The 20,863-nt window shown below is 68.9% G+C and carries 14 protein-coding genes and 1 pseudogene; 11 read left to right on the plus strand and 4 right to left on the minus strand.

The genetic code is table 11. The features are described from left to right. Positions 1–93 precede the first annotated feature (93 nt). Complete coding sequence (locus ACIRP7_RS27340) at positions 94–213, plus strand: CGNR zinc finger domain-containing protein (protein WP_403664970.1); 120 nt, start codon at positions 94–96, stop codon at positions 211–213. Positions 214–247: 34 nt separating this feature from the next. Here ACIRP7_RS27340 and ACIRP7_RS27345 read toward each other — a convergent pair whose 3' ends face one another. Further along, complete coding sequence (locus tag ACIRP7_RS27345; RefSeq protein ID WP_403664612.1) at positions 248–721, minus strand: winged helix-turn-helix transcriptional regulator; 474 nt, start codon at positions 719–721, stop codon at positions 248–250. Positions 722–915: 194 nt separating this feature from the next. Here ACIRP7_RS27345 and ACIRP7_RS27350 point away from each other — a divergent pair, with 194 nt between their 5' ends. The 5 genes from ACIRP7_RS27350 to ACIRP7_RS27370 all read left to right on the plus strand — a co-directional run bounded on the left by ACIRP7_RS27350 (position 916) and on the right by ACIRP7_RS27370 (position 9,061). Beyond that, entirely contained in the window at positions 916–1,929 is a 1,014-nt protein-coding gene (locus tag ACIRP7_RS27350; RefSeq protein WP_403664614.1) for an NADP-dependent oxidoreductase, read from the plus strand. Between the two features lie 163 nt (positions 1,930–2,092). Further along, a complete protein-coding gene (locus ACIRP7_RS27355; protein ID WP_403664616.1) occupies positions 2,093–3,433 on the plus strand; it encodes a transporter in 1,341 nt (446 codons plus the stop codon). A 379-nt stretch (positions 3,434–3,812) separates the two neighbouring features. Next, entirely contained in the window at positions 3,813–4,724 is a 912-nt protein-coding gene (locus tag ACIRP7_RS27360; RefSeq protein ID WP_403664618.1) for an alpha/beta hydrolase fold domain-containing protein, read from the plus strand. A gap of 175 nt (positions 4,725–4,899) precedes the next feature. Continuing rightward, the gene (locus tag ACIRP7_RS27365) at positions 4,900–6,789 is read left to right on the plus strand and encodes an AMP-binding protein (protein WP_403664620.1); all 1,890 of its coding nucleotides are present in this window, start codon (positions 4,900–4,902) and stop codon (positions 6,787–6,789) included. 88 nt (positions 6,790–6,877) lie between these two features. Further along, positions 6,878–9,061 (plus strand): SpoIIE family protein phosphatase, encoded by a 2,184-nt coding sequence (locus tag ACIRP7_RS27370; RefSeq protein ID WP_403664622.1) that lies wholly within the window; start codon positions 6,878–6,880, stop codon positions 9,059–9,061. Positions 9,062–9,268: 207 nt separating this feature from the next. Here ACIRP7_RS27370 and ACIRP7_RS27375 read toward each other — a convergent pair whose 3' ends face one another. Next, entirely contained in the window at positions 9,269–12,040 is a 2,772-nt protein-coding gene (locus tag ACIRP7_RS27375) for an AAA family ATPase (RefSeq protein ID WP_403664624.1), read from the minus strand. A gap of 613 nt (positions 12,041–12,653) precedes the next feature. Here ACIRP7_RS27375 and ACIRP7_RS27380 point away from each other — a divergent pair. The 5 genes and pseudogenes from ACIRP7_RS27380 (at position 12,654) to ACIRP7_RS27400 (ending at position 16,734) form a co-directional block, all read left to right on the plus strand. Next, on the plus strand, positions 12,654–13,445 hold the full coding sequence (locus tag ACIRP7_RS27380; protein WP_403664626.1) for an MBL fold metallo-hydrolase: 792 nt from the start codon (positions 12,654–12,656) through the stop codon (positions 13,443–13,445). A gap of 38 nt (positions 13,446–13,483) precedes the next feature. Continuing rightward, positions 13,484–13,576: pseudogene (locus tag ACIRP7_RS27385) on the plus strand (DoxX family protein); the annotation flags it as partial. Positions 13,577–13,904: 328 nt separating this feature from the next. Continuing rightward, entirely contained in the window at positions 13,905–14,735 is an 831-nt protein-coding gene (locus tag ACIRP7_RS27390) for an enoyl-CoA hydratase/isomerase family protein (protein WP_403664628.1), read from the plus strand. Between the two features lie 419 nt (positions 14,736–15,154). Next, positions 15,155–15,802 (plus strand): TetR/AcrR family transcriptional regulator, encoded by a 648-nt coding sequence (locus ACIRP7_RS27395; protein ID WP_403664630.1) that lies wholly within the window; start codon positions 15,155–15,157, stop codon positions 15,800–15,802. A 359-nt stretch (positions 15,803–16,161) separates the two neighbouring features. Next, positions 16,162–16,734, plus strand: coding sequence for a TetR/AcrR family transcriptional regulator (locus ACIRP7_RS27400; RefSeq protein WP_403664632.1), 573 nt, complete (start codon positions 16,162–16,164; stop codon positions 16,732–16,734). Positions 16,735–17,133: 399 nt separating this feature from the next. Here ACIRP7_RS27400 and ACIRP7_RS27405 read toward each other — a convergent pair whose 3' ends face one another. Together ACIRP7_RS27405 and ACIRP7_RS27410 are read right to left on the minus strand one after the other, a co-directional pair. Then, on the minus strand, positions 17,134–18,003 hold the full coding sequence (locus ACIRP7_RS27405) for an alpha/beta fold hydrolase (protein WP_403664634.1): 870 nt from the start codon (positions 18,001–18,003) through the stop codon (positions 17,134–17,136). A gap of 1,246 nt (positions 18,004–19,249) precedes the next feature. Continuing rightward, positions 19,250–19,564 carry an alpha/beta fold hydrolase gene (locus tag ACIRP7_RS27410; protein WP_403664636.1) on the minus strand — a complete coding sequence of 105 codons (315 nt, stop codon included), beginning with the start codon at positions 19,562–19,564 and terminating at the stop codon, positions 19,250–19,252. Positions 19,565–20,863: the final 1,299 nt, after the last annotated feature.

Here is a 20,863-nt window from a genome sequence, read left to right on the forward strand (position 1 = left end):
GCCTGAACCCCGCTGAGACCGACGCGACCTCACCGATCCACGATGACGGTCGTGCCGCCTCCGTCGGCGACGGTCAGGTGAGCCCTGTGCTTCCTGGACCGCTCCCCCGCCCACAACCGCCGCTGGTGCTGCATGTCCCGCTGCGGCAACCGCACGAAGGTCCGCCTCCACCAGGCCCGGGCCAGACGCAGCGAGCACACGCCGACAGACTGAGCCCGCCACGAGTCCCTGGCGCAACCGCGCCCGGTCACTTGGCGGGCTTCAGACGAAATGCCGGGCCGGGAATGCTCTCGATGTCCTCCGCCGGCACGGCGTGGCCCCGTTCGCAGCGGATCTGGGCGTCGACGTGCGCGCCGCATCCACGGTGGCGCGCCAGCATGGCCGGGCCCTCGGGGTCGGCGCGGTAGCGGTCACCCCACTGCAGGAGCCCCATCACGGCCGGGACCAGGTCCACACCCTTGGGCGTGATCACGTACTTCGGCCGGCTCCGCGCGCCCGGTTCCTTGTACGTCTCCGTGGCCAGGATGCCTTCCTCGACAAGCATCCGAAGCCGGGCCGCGAGAAGATTGCGAGGACAGCCGAGGACGCGTTCGAAGTCGCTGAAGCGGGACGAGCCGTACCAGACTTCGCGCAGGATCAGGATCGTCCACTTCTCCCCCACGACCTCAAGGGTCCGGGCGATCGAGCAGTTCGACGTGTCCCGGTCGAGACGGGCATCCACGCCGGCTTCCTGAAAAGTTTCGGTCCTCGCATCCATGCAGTGATACTAACCTCTCCTGAGTTTACTTTTCCATACCCAGCAAGTACCGTCATCGGCAGCAGCTCCCCGGCCGCACGCGAAAAACGAGCGCACAGGGTGACCTGCCCGAAGAATCACAGCGACCACCGAACCACCCACGCAGAGAGGCGGCCGACATGAAGGCCTTCGTCGTCGAGAAGTACGGCAAGGACGGTGTACGGGCCGCGGAGGTACCCGAGCCGCGCGTCGGAGACCGCGACGTTCTGGTCAGAGTGAGCGCCGCGAGCGTCAACCCGCTGGACAAGATGATCCGCAACGGGGAGTTCAAGCAGCTCATCAAGCACAAGCCTCCGTTCGTGCTCGGCCACGATGTGGCCGGCGTCGTGACCCGGGTCGGCTCCGCCGTACACGGCATCGAAGCCGGCGACGAGGTCTACGCCCGTCCGCGCGACCAGCGGATCGGAGGCTTCGCCGAATACATCGCGATCGACGTGGACGACGTCGCGCCCAAGCCGGCCTCCCTGACCCTCCAGGAGGCAGCCGCGGTGCCGCTGGTGGCCCTGGCCGCCTGGCAGGTCCTTGTCGACCGCGCCCACGTGAAGCCGGGTCAGAAGGTGCTCGTCCACGCCGGTGCCGGCGGTCTCGGCTCTACGGTCATCCAGCTCGCCAAGCACCTCGGCGCCACCGTGGCGACGACCGCGAACACCGATTCCGAGAAGCTGGTCAGGAGCCTCGGCGCCGACATTGTCGTCGACTACACCAAGGAGGATTTCTCCAAGGTGCTTGGCGGCTACGACCTGGTGCTGGACTCCCTGGGCGGAGCGAACCTTGAGAAGTCGCTGACCGTGCTCAAGCCCGGCGGCCTGGCCATCAGTGTCGTCGGCCCGCCGGACGCCGCCTTCGCCAAGCAACTCGGCGCCCCCTCCTTCCTGGGCCTGGTCATGAGCGTGCTCAGCCGCAGGATCCGCAGGCAGGCGAAGGCGCTGGGCGTGCGCTACCAGTTCTTCTTCATGCAGGCCAACGGCTCCCAGCTGCGCAAACTCGGCGCCCTCTACGACAGCGGGAAGCTCCGGCCGGTCATCGACAGCACCTTCCCGTTCGACCAGACACTCGAGGCGATGGCGCACGTCGAGCAGGGCCGCACCAAGGCCGGCAAGGTCGTGGTCTCGATGGAGCCCGACAACGGCTGAGCCTGCTCGGGTCGCAGACCCTCCGTCCGGCACAGTCACCAGAGGGGCGACGACGCCGTCGGCGATCCGCTGGCGACTACGGTGGCAAACAGCCGGCACTGCTGGAATTCCGGCGCCCTCCCGCTGCCCGTCGGGATCGATCACCGCCCTCGACGTTCTGATCATGCTCGGTGTGCCGCTGCTCCTCGCACAGAAGATCCGCAACAGCGGTCGCCACACCCTCGGCGACCTCGTCTCGTTGCGGGCATCAGGTTCGGGGCCCCGGATCGCCGCGACCGCGGTGACACTGGCCATCACCATTCCCCTCCTCATCATCCAACTGCGTGTCGCCGGCAGCAGCACGGCTCTTCTGATCGGCACATCGGCCGAGGGAGCCCAGGTGGTGTGCACGATACTGATGGGCTGTCTCGTCGCCTGCTCCGCCGCGGTGACGGGTCTGCGGGGAAACAGTTTCATGCACGTCGCCAAAGTGGCGATCATCTTTTTCGCACTTGCGGTGATCACATTGCTGGCTCTCAGGAAATCCGACTGGGATCCCGGATCCCTGCTCTCCACCGCGGTGGGCAAGAGCCTGGCGCCGGACGACTATCTGAGGCCGGGATTCTGGCCCTACACGGCAACGCTCGGGGCGCTCAACACATTCGGCAATCACATAGTCTTCATTCTCGGTACGGCCGTCATGCCTCACCAGCTCCTGCGGATCGGCGCATCCCGGACCGGGCGCACGGCACGGCGGTCCGTGAGCATCGCCACGGGGCTGGTCGGTGCCTTCGTCCTCCTCCTGATCACCACCGGCTTCGCGGCAGCGGCCGTGGTGGGCGCGACCGGCATCGGCGCGGTCGACCCCACCGGGCAGTCGTCCCTGATCCAGCTGGCCTCGGGCGTGCTCCGTGACGGCTCGACAGGACGCGTGGCGCTGATCACCGTCGTTGCGTGCGTCGCCTTCCTGACCGTGCTCACGACCGTGTCCAGCGTGACCTTCGCCGCCGTCTCCTTCGCCCACGACGTGTTCGCGCGAGGCAGGCGCCGCCGCACCGAGACCGGGGAGGTGCGGGCACTGCGCGTGGCCGCCGTCATCGTGTGCGCGGTGGGCCTTTCACTGGCCGCCGCCATCCACCGGTATCCGACTGATTTCCTGGTCGCCTTCTCGATCAGCGTTGCGGCGTCCTGCATCTTCCCCGCGTTGATCTATTCGTTCTTCTGGCACCGGTTCAACCGCGGAGGACTACTGTGGTCCGTTTACGGAGGACTGCTGCTCTGCATCATCCTCACGGCCTTCTCGCCCATCGTCTCGGGGACCGCGTTCGCACTGTGGCCGGAAGCGAATTTCAACTGGTATCCGTTCCAGACTCCAGGCCTGGTTTCCGTACCTGTGGCGTTCGTCCTCGGGTGGCTCGGCAGCATCAGCTCGCCCGCAGGTTCCGAACTCGAGTTCCGTGACATGCAGTACAGAATTCTGACGGGAAGGACAGCCGGGCCTCAGGCCGCCGACCTTCAGCGGTAAGTGTTCCGAGTCGCAGCCGGAATCGCGTTCCGTGCCAGGTCGCCGCTCTCGCGACGCCCTGGCGGTGGAGGAACACGGTGGGTCACGGGGTGTCGTCGCTACGTCCGGCCACCCGAAGGGCACGGTCGCGCCACAGATCCGGAGCCTCCACGTCTCGCCGGCAATCTCAAGGGGCCCCCTCGTTCGGGCGGTCGACGTGCCCGGATCGAGAGAGCGTCCACGCCGATGCCCCCCCTGGGCCTGCTCGCCTCCATGAGGGTGATTCCAATCCCATCTGAGTTTACTTCCCTATACTCAGCCAGTAACGTCATGGCCCTCACATCGCCCCAGGCTGCCGCCGGGTAACCCCGCACGGCACCCGTCCGAAAAGGAGCACCTCATGGGAGTCAGCAAGGAAGCACACGAGTTCGCGGAGTTCCTCGCGAGCGTGAGCGCGAAGTCGTCGACACCGGGCCTGGACCTGGCCGTCATCCGCGACATCGTCGACTCCAACCACAAGGCATCGACCGAGCCGGAAGGCGTCACCTACGCCGAGGTCGACGCGGACGGCGTCCCCGCCCTGTGGGCCATCCCCGAGGGCGCCGACCCCGACCGCGCACTGCTGCACTTCCACTTCGGCGGATCCGTCACCGCCTCCATGCACTCCGACCGCAAGGCCGCCGGCCACATCGCGAAGGCGGCCGGCGCTCGCTCCCTCGTCGTAGACTTCCGCCTGGCGCCCGAACACCCCCACCCCGCCCAGCTCGACGACGCCGAGACCGCCTACCGCTGGCTGCTCTCGCAGGGCTACCAGCCCCAGAACATCGGCAGCACCGGCCACTCCATCGGCGGCACCCTCGCGGTGTTGCTGCCGCTGCGCCTGCTCGCCAAGGGCGAGGCCACCCCCGGAGCGATCGTCAGCGTCTCCCCCTGGACCGACCTCACCCTCGGAAACCCGGCCGTGGACGCCAACGAGACCAACGACAAGATGCTCAGCCGGGGCACGCTGGAGCTCTTCCGAGGCGCCTGGCTGCAGGACCCGGCCGTGGACTTCGCATCCCCCGAGATCAGCCTCGTAAAGGCCGATCTGACCGGCCTGCCGCCTACGCTCGTCTACTACGGCGAGTACGAGACCCTCGCCGACGACGGCGCCCAGCTCGGCCGCCGCCTCGCGGACTTCAAGGTCACCACCGAGACCCATTCGATGCCCGAAGGGCAGCACTCGTTCGTCCTGGGCGCCGGACGCGTGCCCGAGGTGGACCAGGCCATCGGGCAGATGGGCCAGTGGCTGCGCAAGCACCTCGGCGCCTGAGCACACGCCGCGCCTGACAGTGAGGCCCGCCGCCAGGCGCCGCACCACCGGGATGCCGGTGACCGGTGGACCGGTCACCGGCCTCCCGCTCGACCACACCGGCATGTGGTACCTGTGTCCGACCCTTGTTCCACACACCACCACACCACGTCCCGATGTCACAAAGGAGTGCGCGATGGGAACGTACGAGGATGTCTTCCGCGCCAGTACCGAGGACCCCGAGCGCTTCTGGCTGAAGGCGGCGGAAGGCATCAATTGGGATGTCGCTCCACGCCGCGCCCTTGACTCCTCGGGCGCGCCCTTCTACCGCTGGTTTCCCGACGGACGGCTCAACGTCTGCTTCAACGCGCTCGACCGGCACATCGAGGCCGGCCGGGGTGAACAGCCCGCTCTGGTCTACGACTCACCCGAGACCGCCACCCGCCGCACCTACACCTACGCGCAGCTGAGGGACGAGGTGGCGGCCTTCGCCGGAGCACTGGCAGGACTCGGCGTGGGGCACGGCGACCGAGTGGTGATCTACATGCCGATGGTCCCCGAAGCCGCCATCGCAATGCTGGCCTGCGCACGGATCGGCGCGGTCCACTCGGTCGTCTTCGGCGGCTTCGCCCCCCGCGAACTCGCCCTGCGCATCGACGACGCGGCCCCCAAAGTCGTCGTCTCCGCTTCCTGCGGCATCGAGGGCAAGCGGGTCATCGCGTACAAGCCCCTGCTCGACCAGGCGATCGAACTCGCGGTCCACAAGCCCCAGAAAAGTGTGATCCTGCAACGCCCGCAGGAGCGGGCCGAGTTGGGGCCCGACGATCTCGACTGGGCCGCCCTCGCCGCCGCCGCCGCGCCGGCCGACTGCGTTCCCGTCCCCGCCACCGATCCCCTCTACATCCTCTACACGTCCGGAACGACCGGAAAACCCAAGGGAGTCGTACGCGACTGCGGCGGCTACGCGGTCGCCCTGCACTGGTCGATGGGCGCCGTCTACGACGTGGGCCCGGACGAGACCATGTTCACCGGCTCCGACGTGGGCTGGGTCGTCGGGCACTCGTACATCGTCTACGGCCCGCTCCTGGCCGGCGCCACCACCGTCCTGTACGAGGGCAAGCCGGTCGGCACCCCGGACGCGGGCCAGTTCTGGCGGGTGGCCGCCGAGCACCGGGTCAAGACCATGTTCACGGCGCCCACCGCCTTCCGCGCCATCCGCAAGGAGGACCCGAAGGGAACGCTCACCGCCGGCTACGACCTGACCGGTCTGCGGTATCTCTTCCTCGCCGGCGAGCGTCTCGACCCCGAGACCTACCACTGGGCGAGCCAGCTCCTGGGCATTCCGGTGATCGACCACTGGTGGCAGACCGAGACCGGATGGCCCATCGTCGCCAACCCGGTCGGCATCGAGGCCGCCCCCGTCAAACCCGGCTCCCCCACCCGCCCGCTGCCCGGATGGGACGTCCGCGTCCTCGACGCCACGGGCGAGCCGGTGCCCGCGGGCGTCGACGGCGCCATCGTCGTGGAACTCCCTTTGCCACCCGGCGCGCTCCCCACCCTCTGGAACGACGACGACCGCTACGTCGCCTCCTACCTCTCCGCCTTCGACGGCTACTACCTCACCGGCGACAGCGGCCACCTCGACGAGGACGGCTACGTCTTCGTCATGGGCCGCACTGACGACGTCATCAACGTCGCCGGACACCGGCTGTCCACCGGCAGCATCGAAGAGGCCCTGGCCGCCCATCCCGACGTCGCCGAATGCGCCGTCATCGGCGTCGCCGACTCCCTGAAGGGACAGGTGCCGCGCGGTTTCGTCGTCCTCAAGGCAGGCACGGGCCGCGAACCGGGCGAAGTCGAGGCCGAACTCGTGCAACTCGTGCGCGACCGCGTCGGCGCCGTCGCCTCCCTCAAGGACATCACGGTCGTGGCCGCCCTGCCCAAGACCCGCTCGGGAAAGATCCTGCGCAAGACCATGCGCGGCATCGCCGACGGCCGTGACGAACCCATCCCCTCCACCGTGGACGACCCCAGCGTCATCGAGGTGCTGCGCCCCGTTCTCCGCCGCGCCGGTCACACACCGTGAACGCCCGGCTCTGGCCGGACGGCGTCAGCGCGTCCACCGGACATGCCTCGGCACGGCTCGTCGACCAGGCCGGGGGTACATTTCCAATGTGGGAGCCAATACCCACGCCTTCCTCAGCGACCTCGCTCGAGGGCTCGCGCCCCGAGCGGATCACATGGTCGACGTGGTGCTGCAACGCTTGCGCGGCGAACTTCCCGAGATATGGGAGTGCGAGGACATCGCCGCTCTGGCGCCGGTGGCGTTGTCCGAACACGTCACCGCTGTTCTGGATTTCCTCGAGCGTGACCTTGACATGACCGAGGTCGGGACGCCGCCCGCCGCCATCGAGTTCGCCTGCCGTCTCGCCGAGCACGGGGTGCCGATAAGTCAGCTTCTTCGCATCTATCGGCTCGTCCACGCGGGTGTGCTTCATGAGCTCTACACGGAGACAGCCCGTGTCACCACGTCCCAGGAGCTGATCAACGCGACGACGGTCACCCTGAGCGCGATCGGCTTCGAGTATGTCGATCGCACGGCGGAACAGGCTGTCGCGGCGTACCAGGCGGAACGCGACCGCCGGATGCAGCGGCGGCTGATGATGATCAACGAGGCCGGGACGCGGATCGGGACCACCCTGGACACCGTCCGCACCGCCCAGGAGCTGGCGGACGTCGGTGCCGACCACTTCGCAGACCTCGTCATCGTCGACCTCTTGTGCTCCGCCCTCCAGGAGGAGGGCACGGACCCGGTAGCCGGTCCCCCGACGCTCCGCCGAATCGCCCAGGCGGTCTCGGACGGTTGTCCGGACCCGGAAATCGTCACAGGGCAGACGTACCACTACCCGGACGGCTCGGAGCCGGCTCGCGTACTGGCCACCGGACGGCCTCTCCGGTTCCGCATCGCCGCGGACGCCGTCCCCGTATGGCTGGCCATGTCGGCGGACCGCGAGCCGTCCCTGCGCGCCTGGGGGCCGAACTCCCTGCTCCTGGTCCCGCTGTGGGCCCGCGGAAGCCCGTTGGGACTCGCGCAGTTCGTCCGGCGTCACACGGCAGACCCCTTCGACGACGACGAGCTCCTGCTGGCTCAGGAGATCGCGTCCAGAGCAGCGGTCAACATCGACCATGCCCGTCGCTACACCCAGGAGCGCTCCACCGCGCTCACCCTCCAACGCAGCCTGCTGCCGCATCACGTGCCGGGCGAGTCCGCCGTCGAGTCGGCATCGCGCTACCTGCCCAGCGGATCCAGAGCGGGCGTGGGCGGTGACTGGTTCGACGTGATCCCGCTCTCTGGAGCCCGCGTCGCCCTCGTCGTAGGCGATGTGATCGGTCACGGCCTGCATGCCGCGGCCACCATGGGGCGGCTGCGGACGGCCGTCCGCACTCTTGCGGACATCGACCTGCCGCCCGACGAACTGCTGACACACCTTGATGACGTGGTCATCCGCATGCAGCGCGAGGAGGAACGGGGTACGGACGAGATCAGCGCCACCTGCCTGTACGCGGTCTACGACCCTGTCTGCGGTGTGTGCTCCCTGGCCAGTGCCGGACACCTTCCGCCGGCCGTCGTGACTGCACCCACCGCCGCCGACGACGCCACCGCAGCCCATGCGGTCGACGTCCTGGAGCTGCCGATCGGCCCGCCCCTGGGCCTGGGCGGCCTCCCCTTCGAAACCGCCCAGTTCGAACTGCCACCAGGCAGTCGGCTGGTGTTGTACACCGACGGCCTCGTCCAGAGCCGCTCGCGTGACCTCGAGACCGCCCTCGCGCTGCTGCGCGACGTGCTCGCCCAAGCACCGGCGTCGCTCGAGGAGACCTGCGACGAACTGCTCTCAGCGCTGCTGCCCGGCCGTCCCTCGGACGACGTCGCCCTCTTGGTGGCACAAACCGCAGCCCTCGACGCCCATCACGTTGCCACCTGGGACCTCCCGAGCGACCCGTCAGTGGTCGCCAAGGCCCGCGCCCAGGCATCCGATCAGCTGACCGCCTGGGGGCTGGAAGATATGGCCTTCACCACCGAGCTCGTGGTCAGCGAACTGGTGACGAACGCCATCCGCTACGGCAAGAGCCCCATCCGACTGCGCCTGATCCTGCGGTCCGCGCTGACGTGCGAAGTCTCCGACGCCAGCAGCACCGCCCCACACCTGCGCCGCGCCCGGGTCTTCGACGAGGGCGGCCGCGGCCTGCTCCTCGTCGCCCAGCTCACCGAGCAGTGGGGAACACGGCACAACAGCGAGGGCAAGGTCATCTGGGCAGAACAGCTGATTCCATCCGAAGTCTCGTCCGCTCCGGCGTGAGGTTCCGCGCAAGATCCGAGGGACGCAGACGGCGATGGCCATAAGGCGGTATCGCGAGGCCGCCGACACCGGGCCATGACGATCGACCGCAGGCGCCACGTCTGGGTCATTGCAGGCCCAGCAGGCAGCTGACGGTTGCGCCGAGCAGGCACGGCCGCCAACAGCCAGGGCATCACCGCATAGTGGAGCGCACCGGGTGTGAACAAGTCAGCCCATCAGACGCAGCCCGTCCCCGAAGTCGATGCGCGTGAGATCTGCGCGCGAGACGATACCGAGCTTGGGGAACAGGTTGGCCAGGTGATGGGCCACGGTGCGGGGACTGATCAGCAGCTGTGCCCCGATCTCCCGGTTGGTGAGCCCCTGCGCGGCCAGCCGTGCGACTCTCAGCTCCTGCGGGGTGAGGATGGCTGCGGTGTCCCGGGCCGGTGCGAGGTCGCGGTGCAGGTGCTGCCCGGTCAGTTCCTGTTCGCCCCGGGTGCGGGCAAGCAGGGGCGCCGCGTCCAGTCGCCGGAAGATCTCCGCGGCTTCGGCCAGCTGGGTCCGGGCGTCGGTACGGCGGCGGGCCCGCCGCAGCCACTCGCCGTACAGCAGGCGGGCGCGGGCGTGATTGAAGGGCCGCGACCGGGCTCCGGGAACATCCAGCGCGAGCCGGAACTGCTCCTCCGCGTCCGCCCCCGACGCCAGCAGGGCATTCACCAGGTGCGTCGCGGAGATCGCCCACGCCGCCCCGGTCCGTTCGGCCCAGCGTCGCAGCAGCCGCGCCTGTTCCTCGGCCGTCGCCCGCTGTCCTGCCTGGAGGGCGGCCTCGGCGGTGTCCGGCGCGGCGAGCACCGCGATGGTGGGGTGCGCCGAATGGTGTCCGCCCTCGGTCAGGCGGACCAGGTAGTCCAAGGCCTCCTCGGCCCGGCCGGCGAAGAGCGCCGACATGCCGAGGGACCACTGCGCGGCGGCGCTGAGCAGGCGCACACTGCGCGGCACCGAAACCTCGAAAGCCCGGGCGGCGTAGTCCGCGACGGCCGGCTCCTCGCCTCGGACGGCTGCCAGCCACCCCAGACAGTTGTGGCACTGCGACGCCAGGTGGTCGTCACCGATCTCCCCGGCCACCTGGAGCCCCTCCAGGGCGTTCGCCGCGGTCGACGTCCAGGAACCCTGCACGATGCCCAGCGCAGCCGCCTGTGCCAGCGCCTGGGTCAGGGCGGTCACCTGGTCCGTGGGCCGCAGCCGGTCGATCTCGCCGCGCAGGGCCTCCTCCAGGGCGGACTCGATTCCCCAGGCGATCGCCACCGGCGCCGGCGGCATCAGGAACCAGGAACTGCCGCTGAGCCGGCTGAGGACCTCGGCGTCGGGGGCCACGGCCTGGTCGCTGTCGTCGACTCCGTCGCTCAGGTCCTGCGTCCACCACTGGCGCAGCGACGGCAGCAGATCGGCGTTCGGGAAGTTCCCCCGCGGAAGCCGCCGCTCGAGCCGCTCGAGCGCCTCGCGCTGCAGCTCGCCGTGCCCGGCCGCCCACGCCGCCCGCAGCGCCATGCTGCCGAGCTGGAACGCCTGCCCGGCGTCGGCCACCCGCTCCATGTCCCGGAGCAGCCGACGGCAGGCGATTTTCAGATCGCCGTGCGCGAACTCGATCAATCCGCTCAGCCCTTCGCTGAGCTCCCCGACCATGGCTTCGGACGACATCCCTTCCGCCCGCTCCAGCATGCCCCGCGCCGCATCGACCTGTCCGGCCTCCCAGGCCGCCCTCGCCCCGTAGGACAGTCGCCGTGCCGCGTCGTCCGCGGCGGGTGACAGCCTCGCCGCACGCTGCAGGGCACGGGCAGCCGTGGCACAGCCGCCGCGCGCCCAGGCACGGCGGGCCGACTCCTCCAGCAGCCGGGCCACCTCCTCGTCGGTTCCGCCCGTGGCTTCCACAGCTGCGGCCAGATGCCAGGGCCTCAACTCGCCGGCGTGCTCGCCGCTCAGCACGGAGGCGAGAGCGTGATGCACAGCCTGCCGGTCCACGGGCGGCGCCACGTCGTAGACCACCGCCCCCATGAGCGGGTGGCGGAAGCGGATCCGCCCGCCCGAGCCCGTGGTGAGCAGGCCCGAGTGCTGGGCCTCGTCCCACGCGGCCGTGTCGAGGCCGAGCACGCCACCGGCCTGGCGCACGGTGTCCCGGTCACTGCGGTCGTCGGCGGCGGCGAGGAGAAGCGCGGTGCGGGCAGGCGCCGACAACCTCTCGATCCGGGCGTGGAAGGAACGACGCAGGCGGGGCCCGACAGAGATCTGGTCGTCGCCCAGCGGATACGCCGAGAGGTCGCCGGCCGCTTCGGACGTGGGCAGCTCCTGGAGTGCCAGCGGATTGCCGGCCGCCGCGCGGACCCTGCGGCGGATCACCGTCTCGTCCGCGTGCGGAGCGAGGGCACGGGCGAGGAGCCGGGCGTCGTCGTCGTCCAGCCCGCGGACCTCCATCGCCGCCAGTTTCTCCCAGGGGCCCTCGAGGGGATCGTCGTGGCCGGTGAGGAGCATGACCACGGCCTCGTCGCGCAGCCGGCGAGCGACGAAGGCCAGGCACTGCGCGGACGGCTCGTCCAGCCACTGGGAGTCGTCGGCGACGATCAGAACCGGCCGCTTGTCGGCCAGCTCGCCGACGAGCGTCAGTACGGCCACGCCGATCAGAAACCGGTCCGCCACATCGTTGCTGGTACCGAGCGCCCCCTTCAAGGCGTTGGCCTGCGGCTCCGGGAGCGTGCTGATCCGCTCCGTCACCGGCCACAGCAGTTCGTGCAGTGCGGCGAAGGCCAGCTGCGACTCAAGGCGAGTGCCCCCGCATCGCAGGACGGTGAAGTCCGCGGCGGCCGACTCAGCCATGTATTCGAGCAGGGCGGTCTTACCGATGCCGGGGTCACCCCACAACATCACGCTCGCTCCCAATCCCTGACGGGCACCGTCAAGGATCCGGTCAAGGGCTGCCTGCTCCTGGCGCCGTCCGTACAGGTCCATTTGCTTGAAAGCCTAATGGGCTGCGGTCGCCCGGAGCCACTGCGGCAACCCGAGTTCAATGACACCAGGCCATATGTGACGGACACGGTGACGGACACAGTGACGGATCCGCTTGCCGCTTTTCCTTCGTAGCGTCGGGGGTGACCAGTGAACTCGCGCCTCACCACAGGAGAAGGACATGGCAACAAGGACACGGCGACGGTGATCCGGGGTCGGGAGCGTCGGCAGGACAGTGGCTCAGCTCGTTGTGACGGACGCCGACATCGCCGCGGCGGCCACGGACCCGAAACGAAGGCTGCGCTACACCGCCGTCCCGACCGCCGGCCGCGTCAGCACGTTGCGCCACGTCTCCGTGCCCGGCCCTCGGCCAGCAGCCCGGAGGGAACACCAAAGGGCAGGCCCATACACGCCGGCACACCGCGCACCCGCACCCCGAGCGCCCGGGCGCGGTTCACCGGCCCAGACCAGTGCTCCACCACGGCCGCCTGCCCTCACCCACCGCCCGGCATCGGTTCCAGCTTCGGACCGCGATACCGCACGAGCACCCGGCACAAGAACTCGTACAAGGCCGGACAACGGCCCGGCTGCGCAGGACACCAGAAGGAGTGGACCAATGAGGGGCACCGTCACCATCATCGACAAGGGCGACGTGCGGGTGCACAGTTACATGGCTCCCGACGACAGCATCAACGTCACCACCCAGCTGATCGAGACCCCTGGCCGGCTGGTCGCGGTGGACGGCCAGATCACGATCGCGGGCGCCGACGAGGTTGTCGCATACGCCAAGGAACTCGGCAAACCGCTGGACCGGCTCATCATCACCCATGAACACCCGGACCACTTCCAGGGCGCGGCCCGCTTCAACGCACCCATTCACGCCCTGGCCGTCACGCGCGATCAGATGGCGGCGCGAGGCGACCTCCAGGACCCCACCGGCATCCCGGTCCCCGCGGCAGAGGTGGCCCCCTCCGTTCTGATCACCCCGGGTACCGAGGTCATCGACGGCGTTCCCTTCGTCTTCGAAGCCCTTTCCGGCGGTGAGACCTCCGACCAGCTGCTGATCCGGCTGCCCGAACACGGGGTGCTGGTGGCGCAGGACATCGTCTACCACAAGACCCATGCGTTCGTCGGAAACCACGACATCGACCGCTGGCAGGTCCTCCTCCAGGAACTCGCCGACCCGGCTTACGACACGATCCTGCCCGGACACGGACTGCCCGCGGGACAGGCCGTTCTCACGGAGATGGCCGAGTACCTGAAGGTCGCCGGTGAGCTCCTCGGCGACGACGGCCAGGCCTACAAGCAGGCCATCATCGAACGCTTCCTCACCTATGCGGCTCCCCTGGTGATCGACATCAGCAACTTCTACCTGTTCGGCACCCCGATCGTCATCCCGTCCGCCTGACCGCCTCACCTTCGTTTGCCGCCGCCCTCGGGCTGGTCCTGCCCGCGGCCACCGGCACAGCCCCGGTACTGACCCCGCTGGCCGCGACCGGCCTGGTCGTGGTGATGGTGCTGGCCTCGATCACCCCCGCCCGCCGCAAGGAACCCTCTGGCATCGCCTTCAACGCCTTCCTGCCGATCCTGGCCGCCCTGGTGGCCTGGGGACGCTCCGGCCCTACAGCTTCTGACCTGGCCTACCTGCTGAGCGCGGCCTCGGCAGGCAAGGCGGCCGCGCTCAGCGCTCGTCATCAGTACGAACGGCGTGCACTACAGGGGCCACACAGGCGCATACGGGCCTACCGCAGCCGATGCCGCTCCGATGGCAAAGGCGGCGGCACCCGCACCCCACCAGGCACCACAGCTCCGTGGTCGTCGGACGCGATCACAGCCACGCAAGCCCCCTACGAAACGGAACCACGCCATGAGCGAGCCCAGCACGATCCGCCTGGAGCGGACGACCCCGCGGACCGCCAGGATCACGTTCGCGAATCCTCCCGCGAACCTGGTGATTCCCGAGTCCGCCGTGACGCTGCTCAAGATCGTCAAGGAGCTCGAGAACGACCCGGACATCCAGGTCGTCGTCTTCAGCAGCGACCTCCCCGACTTCTTCGTCAACCACTACGACGGCGCCGCAGCCGCCGACCTCCCCCAGCCCGAGCACGAGGGCGACAACCCGGTCTGGACCGACATGGTCCTGCGGCTGACCAAGGCTCCGTTCATCAGCATCGCGGCCATCCGGGGCCGCACCCGCGGCGCGGGCAACGAGCTGGCCCTCGCCTGCGACCTGCGCTACGCCAGCCGCGAGAAGGCGTTCTTCGGCCAGCCCGAGGTCGGCATCGGCATCGTTCCCGGCGGTGGCGGCGGCGAGCGACTCCCGCGCTCCATCGGCCGCGACCGCGCACTGGAGGCGATCCTGACCAGTGCCGACTACGACGCCGCCCTGGCCGAGCGCTGGGGGTGGGTCACCCGGACCCTGCCCGACGCGGAACTCGACGCCTTCGTCGACGCGACGGTCGCCCGTCTCGCCTCCTTCGACCGGCAGGCACTGGCGACCGCGAAGGCCCAGGTCAACCGGGCGACACTGCCGCCGGACGCCCACCTGGTCGCCGCCTTCGGCGAGTTCGCGGGCACACTGACGCAGCCGGGATTCGCCGCGCGTGCGGTCGGGCTCGGCGCGCTGGCCGCCGAGAAGGGCCTCGACGTCGAGTACGAGCTGGGCGAGTACATCGGCCGCGTCAACGAGAACCTCTGATCACCTCCTGCCGCGGCACCCTGGTGGGTTCCGGCCCCGCCCCACCAGGTGCCCTGCGGTGGTCGGGTATGCCTCGACGGCAGCCCGGCCACCCACGGAGCGGGCGCCATCGCGAAACCGTACAGGCGGCTTCGTCGGGCCGTGAGCTTCTCTCCTCGGCTGCACGAACTGCCGCACTCCCCCACCAGGCAAGTCCGTCAGCCAGGAGATCCCCTTTCCCTCGCGTCTACCCACCCGAGCCCGGCGCCACCCCACTGATCCTCACCCACGGCGCGAGCGGGGCTCCCGGCGGATTCCCGCACACGCTCGCCACCTGAGCGACCCGCATGCACGGCGACATCCCGCTGCCCGTTCCACGGTTCCAGCAGGGAGCAGGCGCCTCCGACTCGCAGCACCATGACCGAAGGCCCCTCCGCATCATGCCGAGCCACGACACGCCCAAGCCCATCCGCGCGGACGCAGCTCGTAACCGCACCCGCCTGCTCGACGCCGCGCGCCATGCGTTCACTTCCGGACAAGTACCGGTGTCGATGAAGCAGATCGCGCGGGACACGGGGGTCGGCATCGGCACGCTCTACCGGCACTTCCCCACTCGGGAAGCACTGGTCGAAGCGATCTACCGGCACGAACTGGCCCAGTTGTGTGCCGACGCCGAGGCGCTCCTGCACACGAGGCATCCAGCCCACGCCCTACGCAGCTGGATGGACCACTTCGCCGACTACGCGATGACACGACGAGAGACCGCAGACGCCCTACGGGCAGTTCTCGCCTCCGGCGCCGGGACCGTGTCGCCGGCACGTGAACAGCTCTCCGCAGCGGTGCAAACCATTCTTGCCGCCGGGATCGCCGCCGGGACGCTGCGCGACGACGTTCACGCCGAGGACGTCGTCATCATCCTCGTCGGCATGCTCACCACTACCTCGCCAGCAGACGGGCGCGACCAACTGGGCCGCATGTTCGACCTGCTCATGGACGCCGTCCGCGCCCCAGTACCCACCGACCCGAACACACCGCCCGCCCGGCGCGCCTATGACTCCCTCCGGGTCGGAAACCCCCTGACACCGTGACTCACACCATGGACCCCACCTAGCTCTTGTCGACCGCACCCTACTGAGGCGGTGCGAAGCCCTCCACCTCCCGGGCCGGCGGGCGGCGGACTCGGCGGTGGTGAGATCGTCTCCGCTCGGGCCCATGACGTGCCGTCCGGTAGGCGGTCCGCTCCCCGGCGTTGCGCCGAACGCCGCGTGGTGTCCGCGGTGGCGACGGTGCCGCTGCGGCGCACCCGCCCGGGGCCGAGGTGCGGTGGTCTCCCGGGTGCGTCGGATCGACCGCAAAATCGTCTGTCGATCGTAATATTACATGCGTCAGACCATAGATTAGGATGGGATGCAAGGCAATGGCCCGGCGGAACTGATGGAGGAACCCTGTGGCGCGCTACACCAAGGAGCACAAGCAGGTGACGCGGCAACGGATCATCGAACGGGCCGGTCATCGGTTCAAGCAGGACGGCATAGACGGCTCCGGCGTCTCCACCCTGATGTCGGACGCCGGACTCACCAACGGAGCCTTCTACGCCCACTTCGAGTCCAAGGACGACCTCGTCGCCAACGTCGTCGCCGACCAGCTGCGTACGCAGAAGGAGAGCTACGGCACGTTGCGGCCCGGCCGCGAGGGACTCGAGGATTTCGTTCACGAGTATCTGTCGCCCCAGCACCGGGACAACCCCGGCGACGGATGCCCGTCCGCCGCCCTGCTCGACGAGATCGGCCGCTGCGGGGACGGGGCCAAGGGGGCCTACACCGACGGCGCCAGGGGCATCGTGGAAGAGCTCGCTGCCCGTCTGGCACCCGAGGATCCGCAGTCCGCCCTCGGTAAAGCCATCGGGCTCTTCACCATGGCGGTGGGAACGTTGCAGCTGTCCCGCGCCCTCTCCGACCATGAGTTCTCCGACAAGGTCCTTGAGCAGGGAATCGAGAACGCCCTCACCTTCATCCGCTGAGGGACGGGCGACCCCCCGGGCGGGTGACCGCCTGCCCCTGCCGCGCCCTGCGTGATGAGGTTGCGTCCGCACGCGAAAGCGATCCCATGCACGCCGACAATGCGGCCAGCGGCACGGCTCCAGGCCGCTCACCACTCAGCGGGAGCTCGCCCGACCCCGCCTCGCACCGAGCAGCCAGCACTGGCTCAGCCCCCTGGAGACTCCCGCCGCGCCCCTGACGGGGCGTCCACCACGCCGTTCTCCGCATCGCCGTCCCGCACGACGACCACCTCGCCGGCGCCGCGCGGCCGGGAAACGGCCAGGTCAGTGATGGCGGACAGACGCCTCGAGTCGCCCGCCCGCCGGGCGTCACGACTCTGAGGCAACGTCCTCGGTCTGAGCACCGACCGGACCGCGGACCTACGGCCGGCCGAAGAACTCGAGAGCGGTCGGCACGAACTGCTCATGGAACTGGAAGATGCCGCCGTGGCCGGCGTCGGGGTAGATCACCAGCTCGGCGTTCGGCAGTCGCCGCGCCATGGCGACCGAGTTCTGCGTCGGAACCATCCTGTCGTCGTCACCGTTGGCGACGAGCACGGGTTGCTGGATGACGGAGAGATCCTGGGGACGTGCCAGCCCCCAGCGGTGGATGGCCTTGAGCTGGGAGAAGTAGGAGATGAGGGAGATCGCCTTGTCCCGGTCCTTCGTGCGCTCCTTCAGGCGGGCCAGGAATTCCTTGCCGGCCCGACGCCCGTTCGCGGTGCGGGTGAAGAAGAGGAACTGCTTCGGATCCTGAAGGGTGAGCAGCGCTCGGAGCGTGTCGAAGTGGGAGATCCGGGTCACGTTCTTGATGCCCTCACCGCCGGCAGGACCGGTGCCCGCAAGGATCAGTCTGCGGATGAGTTGCGGGTCCGTCTGCGCAATCACCTGGGCGATCATGCCGCCCAACGAGAAACCGAGGATGTCTACCTGCTTGAGTCCGAGCGCCCGGATGAAGGTGACGGCGTCCTTGGCCATCTCCTCAATGGTCTTCGGCGTCGAACCGGTGGAGGCGCCGACGCCCCTGCTGTCGAACGTAATCACCCGGTGCCTGGCGGCGATGCCATCGACGACCCGGGGGTCCCAGTTGTCGAGCACTGCGGCGAGGTGGGTGAGGAAGACCACCGGGACACCGGACCGGGGACCGAGCTCACGGTAGGCGAAGGTCACTCCGCCGGCGGTGACGGTGCGGGTCGGTGCGTTCTTGTACGACGTCACCACGTCGCCTCGTACTTCATGTGCGTCGTTCACGGTCGTGCCCTTCGATGTGAGGGTTGGCGCCAGTATGCGCCGCCCCCTTCTTCCTTGCAGGGTGGGCGCAGGGCGGTAACCCGGTCTCCCGACTGCGGCTGCAGTCAGCGGCCAGAGGCCTCGGGCGCGGGGTCACTCTGGGCCAGACCCCTGAGGTTCCCGCGACTTTTAAAGTATGACCGTAATTCCATGGGGAGGCAAGAGGGGAAGCGGAACGAGATGGGACAGCGACAGGGATCGCGGGTTCCGCCGAACGTCGGGATGCAGGCCATGCCCTGCCACCGGAACAGGACAGGCCCGTAAATCAAGGTGCGTGCAGCCCAGCCACCGCAGTTGAGCTCTGTAGCTCTGAACCGGCGCCGACAAACGGCCTTCCGCGTGGCGCAGGGCCCCAGGCCGGTTCACCGAAGTAACGGCCTGGAACCCGACTGGCCTCGTCCACCGAAGGGCACGCTCAGCGCCACGATCCCGCAGAAGGCGTCGGCCCGGGCCCAGGTCGAGGCTCACGCCACCGGAGCCCCGTGGTCGTGGCCCACGATCACCGGCGCTCGACTCCCAGATCGCCGCCATGCTCGGGCGTATCGAGACCAGCAGTCACACAAGAGCCTGTCGCGGCGGTACGGCGAATCACCCCAGGCAGCTGCTGGCGCATCGACAGGCCTCGGCCCGGAAGCCCGGTCCGGATCCGTCGGAGGCCTGACGTGGTAACACCCCTTGGCGCGGCCGCTCCGGTCGGACCGACGACACGATCAGCTCAGCCGCAAGTCGCGTGATGACGCCGCCGCCAACCCGGCCCGGCGAACCGATACCGACTCAGCCGTCGCCGCCGTGCTCGTTCCGGTCGCGCTCATGCTGCTGCGGACCATCGCCGAGACGGTGCTCGACGAGTCCGACGAATGCGCCGCGCTCTCACGCGGACCGCGGGTTATCCCTGCTGTACGCAGGCCGGCCAACCGGCAAGACGCTGGACAGCGACGTAGGAGTTGTGAGCGGGGACCATCACATCGTGCAGGCCATTGGCGTAAGGGACCGGAGGCTTGATGGCCTCCAGTTCCACCCGCACCTGATCGAAGGGGACTGCCAGGAACTGGCCCGCCATAGCGATCATGCCCCTACGCGGCCGTCTCGGAGACCGCGGGGTCGTCGGCTGCGAGACGTGCTCAAAGTGCTCCTTCCCAGGGCGCGGGCCGATTCCGTGTCGGGGTAGAAGAGGTACAGCATGTCCTCCAGGCCGCCGCCGGGCTTGCTACATGATGCCCGGGACCTGCTCGCTGAAGGGCGGCGCACCGGGCACCCACCCGGTCGGGCCACTGCCCGCCACGATGACCTGGCGCACCAGCTCCCGGTGCCGCGCGGTCAGGCGCGGGGCCACGAAGCCACCCAGGGACCAGCCGAGCAGGTCGACCTGCGTGAGGCCGAGTGCCTCGATGATCTCGACGGCGCCATCGGCGAACCCGTCGAGGGAGTCGCGCGGCTCGCCGGTGGTGTAGCCGACGCCGACGTTGTCGAAGGCGATCACGTCGTGGTCGGCAGCCAGGTAGTCCAGGAATTCCGGGTCCACCAGTCGATTGTCGCGCGGAACCGGTGCAACAGGCCCAGCGGGACACCGCCCTGCGAACCCATCCGCCGGGAGGTGAACACAGCGGACGGCCTTCCACCGTGAGATTCTCGGCCTCTTCTGCCAGATATGCAGAAATGCACTCGGAACAACACGCGAACCGACGGCGGGAGTAGTCCACCTGTGACGCCGGGGCACACCGGCGGGCGCGAGGTCGCGCGACAGCAGCCCGCCCTCGACCGCACGACCGCCGATGCTCCAAAGATATTAGATTACGTTCACAATACAATACATTGAAGGGGTTGAGGCAGGACGAGCACCCCTCCCAGCACACAGGGGAGGGCACGGTGCACTACAGGAAAGAGCACAAGCAGGCGACCAGGCAGCGAGTTGGAGCAAAGTGGATATATCTGGTTGATTAGGACCATGCGGTGAGTAGATGCACTCCTCGTCGCCACCTACGGCCGCCTCGAGCGTGAACCGAACAGCACCACCACTCCACCCTCCGCGCCGGTGGTCACGGGCAGCCAGAGCAGCATCCTGACCAGCCTTTTTGTATAAGTTCTTCCGCCTGACAAAAGCCATCTTGCCTCTCCACCGCAAGCCTCGCGACCCTGATTCCAACCACGGCACGCGGGGCGACGCCGCCCCACCGACAGGGACGGGAAGCCCCACGCCTCACATGACCGCCTTCGCCAGGAACCAGTGGTTCCCGGCAGGAACAGTCCGGTAGACGCTCTCGCCAGTGATCACTTCCAACAGGCTCCGCTGCCGGACGCACCATCAGTGATCGAGTTCAGCCAGAGCGGGTCCACGAGAAGACACCCCGTACATGTACTTCGGATGCATCCGGTGCCGAGATGTCCGCTACAGATCGGCATCGGACCGCATTCGACGCCCGGAATGCCGAATATGTCGCATGCGCGGTAGGCAGGAACGACGATACCCGCGGCCCGAATTCGCCCCGGATTCGACCCGGGCAGTTTGTTTAGCGAGTAAACATGACCTCTGACCTGCGGAAATGCGAGGCGGCAGACGAGTCGGGGCTATACGCCGGGTTCTGTGCACAGGGAGAGGCCTACTCGTTGGCTTGTCGACACGCAGCTGCAGCACATCACCTAGCGGCGCTCGTTCGCCACACGCTCGCAAGGACAGAAGGACCCCGCACCTGGTGCCAGGTGCGGGGTCCTTCGTCGTCGTAGGATGCGCAGCTCCGCTCCGGGAACAGATCGCGGGCGATCGTGGTCGCAGGCGCGTCTTCCGCCCCGTCGAGCGCGAGTGCCCCGCTCCCCGCGAGATGCA

Source organism: Streptomyces sp. NPDC102270, assembly GCF_044766405.1.
Taxonomy (GTDB): domain Bacteria; phylum Actinomycetota; class Actinomycetes; order Streptomycetales; family Streptomycetaceae; genus Streptomyces.

Excerpts from the sequence above, each read along its gene's own strand:
- ACIRP7_RS27350 (WP_403664614.1), top strand. The coding sequence starts at position 916 with ATGAAGGCCTTCGTCGTCGAGAAGTACGGCAAGGACGGTGTACGGGCC.
- ACIRP7_RS27355 (WP_403664616.1), top strand. The coding sequence starts at position 2,093 with ATGCTCGGTGTGCCGCTGCTCCTCGCACAGAAGATCCGCAACAGCGGT.
- ACIRP7_RS27360 (WP_403664618.1), top strand. The coding sequence starts at position 3,813 with ATGGGAGTCAGCAAGGAAGCACACGAGTTCGCGGAGTTCCTCGCGAGC.
- ACIRP7_RS27365 (WP_403664620.1), top strand. The coding sequence starts at position 4,900 with ATGGGAACGTACGAGGATGTCTTCCGCGCCAGTACCGAGGACCCCGAG.
- ACIRP7_RS27375 (WP_403664624.1), bottom strand. The coding sequence starts at position 12,040 with ATGGACCTGTACGGACGGCGCCAGGAGCAGGCAGCCCTTGACCGGATC.
- ACIRP7_RS27380 (WP_403664626.1), top strand. The coding sequence starts at position 12,654 with ATGAGGGGCACCGTCACCATCATCGACAAGGGCGACGTGCGGGTGCAC.
- ACIRP7_RS27390 (WP_403664628.1), top strand. The coding sequence starts at position 13,905 with ATGAGCGAGCCCAGCACGATCCGCCTGGAGCGGACGACCCCGCGGACC.
- ACIRP7_RS27395 (WP_403664630.1), top strand. The coding sequence starts at position 15,155 with ATGCCGAGCCACGACACGCCCAAGCCCATCCGCGCGGACGCAGCTCGT.